The 11,407-nt window shown below is 72.1% G+C and carries 7 protein-coding genes; 3 read left to right on the top strand and 4 right to left on the bottom strand.

Features of this window, described 5'->3' with window-relative positions; translation table 11 throughout:
* Window positions 1–348 precede the first annotated feature (348 nt).
* The gene (locus AOK11_RS46575; RefSeq protein ID WP_157869262.1) at window positions 349–501 is read right to left on the bottom strand and encodes a hypothetical protein; all 153 of its coding nucleotides are present in this window, start codon (window positions 499–501) and stop codon (window positions 349–351) included.
* A 202-nt stretch (window positions 502–703) separates the two neighbouring features.
* Between AOK11_RS46575 and AOK11_RS01735 the strand changes: the two genes are divergently transcribed.
* Both AOK11_RS01735 and AOK11_RS01730 read left to right on the top strand, forming a co-directional pair.
* Window positions 704–1,633 (top strand): rhomboid family intramembrane serine protease, encoded by a 930-nt coding sequence (locus AOK11_RS01735; RefSeq protein WP_055591831.1) that lies wholly within the window; start codon window positions 704–706, stop codon window positions 1,631–1,633.
* Entirely contained in the window at window positions 1,630–2,535 is a 906-nt protein-coding gene (locus tag AOK11_RS01730; protein ID WP_055591830.1) for a chitosanase, read from the top strand. Before AOK11_RS01735 ends, AOK11_RS01730 begins: the two co-directional genes overlap by 4 nt.
* A 193-nt stretch (window positions 2,536–2,728) precedes the next feature.
* Here the strand turns inward: AOK11_RS01730 and AOK11_RS01725 are convergent, their stop codons facing one another.
* The 3 genes from AOK11_RS01725 to AOK11_RS01715 all read right to left on the bottom strand — a co-directional run bounded on the left by AOK11_RS01725 (window position 2,729) and on the right by AOK11_RS01715 (window position 10,033).
* Entirely contained in the window at window positions 2,729–4,192 is a 1,464-nt protein-coding gene (locus AOK11_RS01725) for a glutamate synthase subunit beta (protein ID WP_055591829.1), read from the bottom strand.
* On the bottom strand, window positions 4,185–8,834 hold the full coding sequence (gltB, locus tag AOK11_RS01720; protein WP_079034566.1) for a glutamate synthase large subunit: 4,650 nt from the start codon (window positions 8,832–8,834) through the stop codon (window positions 4,185–4,187). Before gltB ends, AOK11_RS01725 begins: the two co-directional genes overlap by 8 nt.
* A gap of 467 nt (window positions 8,835–9,301) precedes the next feature.
* The gene (locus tag AOK11_RS01715) at window positions 9,302–10,033 is read right to left on the bottom strand and encodes a VIT1/CCC1 transporter family protein (RefSeq protein ID WP_055591827.1); all 732 of its coding nucleotides are present in this window, start codon (window positions 10,031–10,033) and stop codon (window positions 9,302–9,304) included.
* A gap of 309 nt (window positions 10,034–10,342) precedes the next feature.
* Here AOK11_RS01715 and AOK11_RS01710 point away from each other — a divergent pair, with 309 nt between their 5' ends.
* A complete protein-coding gene (locus AOK11_RS01710) occupies window positions 10,343–11,368 on the top strand; it encodes an ADP-ribosylglycohydrolase family protein (RefSeq protein WP_055591826.1) in 1,026 nt (341 codons plus the stop codon).
* Window positions 11,369–11,407: the final 39 nt, after the last annotated feature.

The raw sequence follows: 11,407 nt of genomic DNA, 5'->3' as shown, positions 1-11,407 counted from the left end.
ACGGATGTGCCGTACAGCTGCACGCGGGGCGGTGGCCGTGAGGCGCCGGTGCGGGTGTCGTGCCCGTGTCCTACGTGCAATCGGCGGATCAGGGTACGGGTGCGGGGGCGGGTACGAGCGCGGTGCACGTTGTGCGGGACGGTGCTGGAGTGCGACACGTAGGGGGCGGGGGCGGGGCGCCGGCCCGGCGGGGCGGTGATGCGGGCGTCCTCGGCGGGAGGATCCCTCGTGCCCGCGCGTCCGCCGGCCGCTGGGGGAACTCGTCCGGCAGCCGGCCCGGCACCCGGTCGGCGGGCGCCTGCATGCTGCCGTCCTGGGAGTACGGCCGCATCGAGCCGGAGTGGTCGATCACGAGCCGGAGTGGTCGATCACTAGGTGGACGGCGGCGCGCAGCCCGTCCGGCCCGTGCCCGGACACCGCGTGCCCTGCGGTCCTGTACAGGCTGACCGGTGCGGGCGCGGTCTTCTCCATCCCGCTCAGGCCGATCGCGGCCGTGCGCACTCCCCCGTCTGTCGCCGGGACCGCCGCTCGGTCGCCGGGGGCCGGTGGTCCCGTCACCGGAAGCGGTCGTCCGGTCCGCGGAACCGGCCCTGAGGGGACGGCGCCTCCACCCCGCCTGCGCACCTCTCCCCCATCATTCGATATTTTGTTCGCCGCCGTCCCTACCGGCTCGTCCGTCCCGTCCGTCGCAAGGAGCCGGCCCGTGGATTCCGAGGCCACTGTCACCACCTGCTATCGCCATCCCAAGGTGGAGTGCCATGTCCGCTGCGTGCGCTGCGACCGGTACATCTGCCCGGACTGCATGCGGGAGGCGGCCGTGGGCCACCAGTGCCCCGACTGCGTGAAGGAGGGCATGCGGTCGGTGCGGCAGGCCCGCACCGTGGTCGGCGGGCGCGTCTCGGCGGTGCCGGTGGTGACGTACGCACTGATCGCCGTCAGCGTGCTGGCGTATCTGGCGGAGCTGGCGCTGCCGGAGGTCGTGGACCGGTTCGCGATGCTGGGCGCGGGGCTGGTCGGGCCGGACGGCGGTCACTACGTGTGGGTCGAGGGCCCGTACTACGGGGACTTCCGTGCGGAAGGTCTGGTGAACGGGGAGTGGTACCGGCTGCTGACCGGCGCCTTCCTTCATCTTCCGCCCACCGAGGGCACGTTCGGGATTCTGCACATCGTGATGAACATGGTGGCGCTGTGGAACCTGGGCCGGGCCGTCGAGCCGATGCTGGGCCGTGTCCACTATCTCGCCCTGTACCTGCTGTCGGCGCTGGGCGGCTCGGTGCTGGTGCTGCTGCTGGCACCACAGGACGCCGTGGTCGGCGCGTCCGGGGCGATCTTCGGGCTGGGTGCCGCGTACTACGTGGTGGCCCGGCGGATCGGTGCCGACATGCGGGCGGTCAACCGGTTCATGGGCGGGCTGCTGCTGTGGCTGGTGATCTCCGCGGTGGTGACGTCCTGGGAGGGGCATCTGGGCGGGTTGCTGGCGGGGGGCGCGGTGGCGGCGGCGTTCGCGTACGTGCCCAGGGGCAGGCGCCGGACGTTGCTGCAGGCGGGGGCCTGCCTGGTACTGCTCGCGCTGCTCGTCGTCCTGGCGGTGGCCAAGGTGTCGGAACTGACCGGTGGAGGAGTTTCCCAGTGAAACGTTCAGCCCTGCTGCTCGCGGCCGTGCCCGTGGTGGCGACGGCCGTGTACATGCTGGTGCCCGGAGGGTCCGACGGCGCGGCCGTGGGCGACGGCCCGGCCGTGTCCGCCTCGCCCCCTGCGCGCGAGCAGGCCAAGGAGCGCACCGAGTCGGAGTCGGCCGAGGACGACAGGGTGGTGGCAAGCCGGCCGCCGGGCCTGGCCGACCCGGCGAAGAAGGAGCTCGCCCAGCAGATCCTGGCGAGCGCCGAGAACGCGACGTTGCGCTGGCGCGAGACCTACGGCTCCATCGAGGACGCCGGGGACGGCGTCGGCTACACGGCCGGCATCGTCGGCTTCACCACCGGTACCCACGACCTGCTCGCCCTCGTCGAGGGCTATACCGAGGACCACCCGGACAACGGCCTGGCAAGGTATCTGCCGGCGCTGCGCGAGGTCGACGGCACGGACTCGCACGAGGGCCTGGACCCGGGCTTCACGGCCGCCTGGCAGGCCGAGGCGAGGACGCCGGCGTTCCGCGCGGCCCAGGAGGCCGAGCGCGACCGGGTCTACTTCGACCCGGCGGTGCGCATGGCCAAGCTCGACGGCCTCGGCACGCTCGGCCAGTTCGTGTACTACGACGCGATGGTCCGGCGTGGCCCCGACACCGGCTCCGACGGCTTCTACGGCCTGCGGGAGCAGGCCATGCGCAAGGCGAAAACGCCGGGCCAGGGCGGCGGCGAGAAGGCGTTCCTGGAGGCGTTCCTCGACGTGCGCCGCGCGGCCGTGCTCGCGAAGAAGCCGGGCGCCGACACGTCCCGGATCGACACCGCCCAGCGCCGGTTCCTGAGGGAGGGGAACCTGGAGCTGACCACGCCGCTGACGTGGCAGGTGCACGGGGAGACCTTCCGCGTTCCCTGAGCGGGTGAGCGCATGCGGCAGCGCCTGCCCGGTCCGTCCTGGTCGGGGACTGGCGGGCAGGCGCCACCTGTGTTCCGTACGCCGTTGTACGGGACCTCTGCGGGGGACCGTCAGGTCCCGTTGTGCGCGGTCCGGACCGGCGGGGTCCGGACCGCGTGGTGTGTCCCGGAGCGGCCGGCCGGCCGGCGTCCGGTCACACCATCAGTGAGCGGTCGGTCGGGCGGATCGGTGCGGGCAGGTCGCTCGCCCCGGTGAGGTGGCGGTCGCAGCCGCGCGCCGCGGAGCGGCCCTCGGCGATCGCCCACACGATGAGCGACTGGCCGCGTCCGGCGTCTCCGGCGACGAAGACGCCCGGCACGCTGGTCCGGAAGTCGGCGTCGCGGGCGATGTTGCCGCGCGCGTCGAGTTCCAGGCCGAACTGCTCGACCAGGCCGTTGTCGCGGTCGGTGCCGGTGAAGCCCATGGCGAGGGTGACCAGCTGGGCAGGGATGCGGCGCTCGGTGCCGGGCTTCTGGGTGAGCCTGCCGTCGACGAACTCGACCTCGCTCAGGTGCAGCCACTGCACGTTGCCGTCCTCGTCGCCCTCGAAGTGGGTGGTGGAGACGGAGTAGACCCGCTCGCCGCCCTCCTCGTGCGCGGAGGTGACCTTGTAGAGCATGGGGAAGGTCGGCCACGGCTGGGAGAGCGCGTCCCGGTCCTCGTTCGGGCGGGGCATGATCTCGAGCTGGGTGACGGAGGCGGCGCCCTGGCGGTGGGCCGTGCCCACGCAGTCGGCGCCGGTGTCGCCGCCGCCGATCACGACGACGTGCTTGCCCCCGGCCGTGATCGGCGGGGCGACGTAGTCGCCCTCCTGCACCTTGTTGGCCAGCGGCAGGTACTCCATGGCCTGGTGGATGCCCTTGAGTTCGCGGCCGGGCACCGGCAGGTCGCGTGCGGTCGTCGCGCCGACGGCGAGGACGACGGCGTCGTACCGCTTGCGCAGCGCGGTGGCCGGCAGGTCCCGGCCGATCTCGACGCCGGTGCGGAACTTGGTGCCCTCCGCGCGCATCTGCTCGATGCGGCGGTTGATGTGCCGCTTCTCCATCTTGAACTCGGGGATGCCGTACCGCAGGAGGCCGCCGAGGCGGTCCGCCCGCTCGTAGACGGCGACCGTGTGGCCGGCCCGGGTCAGCTGCTGGGCCGCGGCGAGGCCGGCCGGGCCGGAGCCGACGACGGCGACGGTCTTGCCGGACAGGCGCTCGGGGACCTGCGGGGCGACGTCGCCGGTCTCCCACGCCTTGTCGATGATGGAGACCTCGACGTTCTTGATGGTGACCGGCGGCTGGTTGATGCCGAGCACGCACGCCGACTCGCACGGGGCGGGGCACAGCCGGCCCGTGAACTCCGGGAAGTTGTTGGTGGCGTGCAGGCGCTCGCTCGCCGCCGACCAGTCCTCGCGGTAGGCGTAGTCGTTCCACTCGGGGATGAGGTTGCCCAGCGGGCAGCCGTTGTGGCAGAACGGGATGCCGCAGTCCATGCACCGGCCGGCCTGCTTGCTGATGATCGGCAGCAGCGAGCCGGGGACGTAGACCTCGTTCCAGTCCTTGACGCGTTCGGCGACCGGGCGTGAGGTGGCGACCTCGCGACCGTGGTTCAGAAAGCCCTTCGGATCAGCCATTGATCGCCGCCTCCATCATCTTCCGGTGAGTGTCGGACTCGGAGAGCCCGGCTCGCTCGGCGGCGTCCTTGGCGGCGAGCACTGCCTGGTACGTACTGGGGGTGATCTTGCTGAAGCGGGCGGCGCCCCCGTCGGGGCCGTCCCACTCGGCCAGCAGTTTGGCGGCGACGGTGGAGCCCGTCTCCTCCTGGTGCCGGCGCACCACGTCGTGCAGCCAGGCGCGGTCGGTGTCGTCGAGCTCGTGGACGGCGTCCAGGTGGCCGGGGTTGACGTTGTCCCGGTCGAGGTCGATGACGTAGGCGGTGCCGCCGGACATGCCGGCCGCAAAGTTGCGGCCGGTCTCGCCGAGGACGACCGCGTGACCGCCGGTCATGTACTCGCAGCCGTGGTCGCCGACGCCCTCGGAGACGACCAGCGCGCCGGAGTTGCGGACGCAGAACCGTTCGCCGACCTTGCCGCGCAGGAACATCTCGCCGCCGGTGGCCCCGTAGGCGAGGGTGTTGCCGGCGATGACGCTGTACTCGGCGAGGTGGTCGGCGCCCCGGTCGGGGCGGACGACGATCCGGCCGCCGGAGAGGCCCTTGCCGACGTAGTCGTTGGCGTCGCCCTCCAGGCGCAGCGTGATGCCGCGCGGGACGAAGGCGCCGAAGGACTGGCCGGCGGAGCCGGTGAAGGTGATGTCGACGGTGTCGTCGGGCAGGCCGGCGCCGCCGAACTTCTTCGTCACCTCGTGGCCGAGCATGGTGCCGACCGTGCGGTTGATGTTGCGGATGGCGACCTGGGCGCGTACGGGCTGCGCCTCGGTCGCGCCGTCGGCGGCGAGTGCGTCGGCGGCGAGCTTGATCAGCTCGTTGTCGAGGGCCTTCGCCAGACCGTGGTCCTGGGGGACGGTGTGGTGGCGGACGGCGCCCTCGGGCAGTTCGGGCACGTGGAAGAGGGGGGCCAGGTCGAGGCCCTGTGCCTTCCAGTGGTTCACCGCGCGGGTGACGTCGAGGACCTCGGCGTGGCCGACGGCCTCCTCGACGGAGCGGAAGCCGAGTTCGGCGAGGAGTTCGCGGACCTCTTCGGCGATGAACCGGAAGAAGTTCACGACGTGCTCGGCCTTGCCGGCGAACCGGTCGCGCAGGACCGGGTTCTGCGTGGCGATGCCGACCGGGCAGGTGTCCAGGTGGCAGACGCGCATCATGACGCAGCCGGAGACGACCAGCGGAGCGGTGGCGAAGCCGAACTCCTCGGCGCCGAGGAGGGCGGCGATGACGACGTCGCGGCCGGTCTTGAGCTGGCCGTCGGTCTGGACGACGATCCGGTCGCGCAGGCCGTTGAGCAGCAGCGTCTGCTGGGTCTCGGCGAGGCCGAGCTCCCAGGGTCCGCCGGCGTGCTTGAGCGAGGTCAGCGGGGAGGCGCCGGTGCCGCCGTCGTGACCGGAGATGAGCACGACGTCGGCGTGGGCCTTGGAGACGCCCGCGGCGACGGTGCCGACGCCGACCTCGGAGACCAGCTTGACGTGAATGCGCGCCTGGGGGTTGGCGTTCTTCAGGTCGTGGATGAGCTGGGCGAGGTCCTCGATGGAGTAGATGTCGTGGTGCGGCGGCGGGGAGATGAGGCCGACGCCGGGCGTCGAGTGACGCGTCCTGGCGATCCACGGGTAGACCTTGGGGCCGGGCAGCTGGCCGCCCTCGCCGGGCTTGGCGCCCTGGGCCATCTTGATCTGGATGTCGTCCGCGTTGACCAGGTACTCGGAGGTCACACCGAAGCGGCCGGAGGCGACCTGCTTGATGGAGGAGCGGCGGGCCGGGTCGTACAGGCGCTCCGGGTCCTCGCCGCCCTCGCCGGTGTTCGACTTGCCGCCGAGCTGGTTCATGGCGATGGCGAGGGTCTCGTGCGCCTCCTGGGAGATGGAGCCGTACGACATGGCGCCGGTGGAGAAGCGCTTGACGATCGCGGAGACCGGCTCGACCTCGTCGACCGGGACGGGCGCCCGGCCGGAGGTGAAGCCGAAGAGCCCGCGGAGCGTCATCAGGCGCTCGGACTGCTCGTTGACGCGGTCGGTGTACTGCTTGAAGACGTCGTAGCGGCCGGAGCGCGTGGAGTGCTGGAGGCGGAAGACCGTCTCGGGGTCGAACAGGTGCGGTTCGCCCTCTCTGCGCCACTGGTACTCGCCGCCGATGTCGAGTGCGCGGTGCGCGGGGGCGATGCCGGTGGCGGGGTACGCCTTGGCGTGGCGGGCGGCGACCTCCTTCGCGACGATGTCGAGGCCGACGCCGCCGATCTTGGTGGCGGTGCCGTGGAAGTACGTGTCGACGAAGGCCGCGTCGAGACCGACGGCCTCGAAGACCTGGGCGCCGCGGTAGGAGGCGACCGTGGAGATGCCCATCTTGGACATGACCTTCAGGACGCCCTTGCCGAGGGCGTGGATCAGGTTGCGGATGGCCTTCTCGGACTCGATGCCGGGCAGGAAGGTGCCCGCGCGGACGAGGTCCTCGACGGACTCCATCGCCAGGTAGGGGTTGACCGCGGCGGCGCCGAACCCGATGAGGAGGGCCACGTGGTGGACCTCGCGGACGTCTCCGGCCTCGACGAGGAGGCCCACCTGGGTGCGCTGCTTGGTGCGGATGAGGTGGTGGTGGACGGCCGAGGTGAGCAGCAGCGACGGGATCGGCGCGTGCTCGGCGTCGGAGTGCCGGTCGGACAGGACGATCAGGCGGGCGCCGTTCTCGATCGCGGCGTCGGCCTCGGCGCAGATCTCCTCGATGCGGGCGGCGAGGCTGTCGCCGCCGCCGGAGACCCGGTAGAGGCCGGAGAGGGTGGCGGCCTTGAAGCCGGGCAGGTCGCCGTCGGCGTTGACGTGGATGAGCTTGGCCAGCTCGTCGTTGTCGATGACGGGGAAGGGCAGGACCACGGTGCGACAGGACGCGGCGGTCGGTTCGAGCAGGTTGCCCTGGGGGCCGAGCGGGCTGCGCAGGGAGGTGACCAGTTCTTCGCGGATCGCGTCCAGCGGCGGGTTGGTGACCTGCGCGAACAGCTGGGTGAAGTAGTCGAAGAGGAGCCGGGGGCGTTCCGACAGGGCGGCGATCGGCGAGTCGGTGCCCATGGAGCCGATCGGCTCGGCGCCGGCCTTGGCCATCGGGGCGAGCAGGACGCGCAGTTCCTCCTCGGTGTAGCCGAAGGTCTGCTGGCGGCGGGTGACCGAGGCGTGGGTGTGCACGATGTGCTCGCGCTCGGGCAGGTCGGACAGCTCGATCTCGCCGGCTTCCAGCCACTGGGCGTAGGGGTGTTCGGCGGCGAGCCGGGCCTTGATCTCGTCGTCCTCGATGATGCGGTGCTCGGCGGTGTCGACGAGGAACATGCGGCCGGGCTGCAGGCGGCCCTTGCGGACGACCTTGGCGGGGTCGATGTCGAGGACGCCGACCTCGGAGCCGAGGACGACGAGGCCCTCGTCGGTGACCCAGTAGCGGCCGGGGCGCAGGCCGTTGCGGTCGAGTACGGCGCCGACCTGGGTGCCGTCGGTGAAGGTGACGCAGGCGGGGCCGTCCCAGGGCTCCATCATCGTGGAGTGGTACTGGTAGAAGGCGCGGCGGTCGGGGTCCATCGAGCCGTGGTTCTCCCACGCCTCGGGGATCATCATGAGCACCGAGTGCGGCAGGGAGCGCCCGCCGAGGTGCAGCAGTTCGAGGACCTCGTCGAAGGACGCCGAGTCGGAGGCGTCGGGGGTGCAGACGGGGAAGATCCGCCCGAGGTCGGCGGAGCCGCTGCGCCCACGGTCGGCGGAGCCACTGTGCCCACGGTCGGCGGAGCCGAACAGGTCGGAGGCCAGCTGGGACTCGCGGGCACGCATCCAGTTGCGGTTGCCCTTGACGGTGTTGATCTCACCGTTGTGGGCGACGAAGCGGTAGGGGTGCGCGAGGGGCCACGACGGGAAGGTGTTCGTGGAGAACCGGGAGTGCACCAGCGCGAGCGCGGAGCCGAAGCGGCGGTCGGACAGGTCGGGGAAGAAGGGCTCGAGCTGACCGGTGGTGAGCATGCCCTTGTAGACGATGGTCCGCGCGGACAGCGACGGGAAGTAGACGCCCGCCTCGCGCTCGGCGCGCTTGCGCAGCACGAAGGCCGTGCGGTCGAGGTCGATGCCCCGGGACGCGTGGTCCGTGACGAAGATCTGGCGGAAGACCGGCATCGTGGAGCGGGCGGTGGCGCCGAGCAGGTCGGGCGCGACGGGCACCTCGCGCCAGCCGAGGACGGTGAGGCCCTCGGCGGCGGCGATCTCGTCGATGCGGGCGACGGTCTCGTCGGTGGCGTCCACGGGGAGGAAGGCGGTGCCGACGGCGTAGGCGCCGGCCTCGGGCAGTTCGAATCCGGCCACCTCGCGGAAGAAGGCGTCCGGGACCTGGGAGAGGATGCCCGCGCCGTCGCCGGAGTCCGGCTCGGAGCCGGTGGCACCGCGGTGTTCCAGGTTGCGCAGGACGGTGAGTGCCTGCTCGACCAGGGTGTGGGACGCCTCGCCGGTAAGCGTGGCGACGAATCCGACGCCGCAGGCGTCGTGCTCGTCGCGGGGGTCGTACATGCCCTGCGGGGCAGGGCGAGCATCCATGAAGGACCAGTTCTGGCCATGCGCGGAATGCTGGGACGGCTGGCGCGGCATACGCATCGGCTCTCCCGTCGTCGTCATGTGGCATGTGCAAAGTGCCGAGGGACGACGCTGGCCCTCTGCGTGACTGCAAAATTTCGTGCAGATTACACGATGACTCGGTTCCCGTTAAGCGGGATTTTCCGTTCCACCATGTGGACGCCATGCAGGTCGCGTCGGGGATTCCGCGCCTGGCGGGGGAAGCTGGGGGACCGTGGCGGGCAGATCGATGTCCGCCGGTCCGATGGCGGGGCCGGGCGTCTTCGCCCACTCCCGCGGCTGCGTCGTGAGCCTCTTTGCCCACAACGCTTTCGGCTCATGCCCCGTCGTCACGCGGTCGAAACCAACGGGTAACGGTTACTTGTGCGGTCCCTCGCACGGAAGCGGAGCCGGGGCGTCGGTGCCGCCCGTCCGCGCCGGGCGCCCAGCCGGCGCCCCGGTCCGGGGCAGCCGTGCGGGGCGGTCCGAGTCGAGTCGTCCGAGCCGGGTCATCCTATGGCCGTTCCGAACCATGTACCCAGTGCGTACGTCACGCCGGCCGCCGCGCCACCGAGGGCGAGCTGCCGCAGACCGCTGTACCACCAGGTCCGCGCGGTCACCTTGGCGACCAGCGCGCCGCACAGGAAGAGCCCCAGCAGCGCCACCAGCACGGCGGGCCACAGAGCGCTCGCGCCGAGCAGGTACGGCAGTACGGGGAGCAGCGCGCCGAGCGCGAAGGCGCCGAAGCTCGAGACCGCGGCCACGGTGGGCGAGGGGAGGTCTCCGGGGTCGATCCCCAGTTCCTCCCGGGCGTGGATCTCCAGCGCCTGCTCGGGGTCGCGCGACAACTGCCGGGCCACCTCGGCGGCGAGCTCCGGCTCGACGCCCCGGGCCTCGTAGAGGGCGGCGAGTTCGGCCTCCTCGTCCTTGGGGTGCTTGCGCAGCTCGTGCCGCTCGACGTCCAGTTCGGCCTCGACGAGCTCGCGCTGGGAGGCGACGGAGGTGTACTCGCCGGCGGCCATGGAGAAGGCTCCGGCCGCCAGGCCCGCGAGGCCCGTGATGACGATGGTCTGCTGTCCGACCGAGCCGCCGGCCACGCCGGTCATCAGTGCGAGGTTGGAGACCAGGCCGTCCATCGCGCCGAACACGGCCGGTCGCAGCCAGCCGCCGTTGACATCGCGGTGCGTGTGGTTGTCGCGGTGCGCCTCGTGCAGCGTCGCCTCGGTCTCGATGAGTGCCATGCCGTCCCCCAGGGAGTTCGCGAAAGCGCCTGCAAAGCCGATGTCTCCGACGGCCGGCGCAAGCATAGTTTTAGACAAATTCTACTTTTGAACAGCACCCAATCTACGCTTCCGCATTCCCTCCCGCCAGCAAGGAAAGGCTGGGCTAACCTGCGGTTTTGTCGCTTCAGCCGCTCACCTGCGGGAGGGCCCGCGCAGATGTCGACCGGGTGACACCGAGGCCTGTGAGGCTGTGCCGGACCTCGCACCGGGGACAGTTCCGCAAAGGGCTTCGCGCCTCTCGGGGCGCCCCTGAGAGGAGAGCCGCGCATGGCATCGAACGCCCGCATCCCCTCGGCCCCGGCGTCCGGGAATTCCCTCGGGCTCCGCGAACGGGCGCGCGGCGCGCTGCTCGGCCTGGCCGTCGGCGACGCGCTGGGCGCCCCGGCCGAGAACATGAAACCCTCCGAGATCCGCGCCCGGTGGGGCCGCATCACGGGATACGTGGCGGAGCATCCCGCGGGCACGGACGACACCGAGTACGCGATCCTCTCCGGCCTGCTGCTGGCCCGGCACGGGTCGGCGCTCACCCCGGCGCAGGTCGGGGCGGCCTGGCACGAATGGATCGCGGACCGCGCCGAGGGGCGGTTCCGGGGTGCCGGATTCAGCGAGCGCGGCACCCTGGAGAACCTCCGCCGGGGACTGGCCGCCCCCGTCTCCGCCCAGCACCGCCACGCCTGGAGCGACGGGCTGGCGATGCGAGCGGCACCGCACGGCGTCTTCGCGGCCGGCCGTCCCGCCGAGGCGGCCCGGCTGGCGGCGATCGACGGCTCGGTCAGCCACGACGGCGAGGGCATCTACGGAGGCCAGGCGGTCGCGGCAGGCGTGGCGGCGGCGATGGCCGGGGCGCCGGTGGTCACCGTCGTGGCCACCGCGCTGGCCCTGGTGCCGGAGGACTCCTGGACCGCCCGTTCCCTGCGCCGCGCCGTCACCGCGGCCCACCGGGGCGAGCACGCGGTCCGCTCCGCGGTCGTGATCGGCGGCTACCCCTGGACCGACCTGGCCCCCGAGGCCGTCGCCCTCGCCTTCGGCGCGTACGCGGCGGCGGACGGGGACTTCGAACAGACGGTGCTGACGGCCGTCAACATGGGCCGTGACGCGGACACCACCGCGGCGGTGGCGGGCGCCCTGGCGGGCGCGACCCGGGGCGCCGCCGCGATCCCGGAGGACTGGGCGGCCGCGATCGGCCCGGCCCGCGGCAGCTGCCTCCCCGCGATGGCGGGCCACCACGTCCTGGACATCGCGGACCTGCTCACTTCGGCACCGGCCGGCAACACCACGGAGACCCCGTCATGACCCTCTCCCCACCGGCGGCGACCCCCACGTCCGCACCCC

Origin of the sequence: Streptomyces hirsutus, from assembly GCF_001418415.1 — a bacterium.
Classification (GTDB): domain Bacteria; phylum Actinomycetota; class Actinomycetes; order Streptomycetales; family Streptomycetaceae; genus Streptomyces; species Streptomyces hirsutus.
The sequence above is the reverse complement of the archived record's forward strand: the minus strand, read 5'-3'. Positions and strand labels throughout refer to the sequence as shown.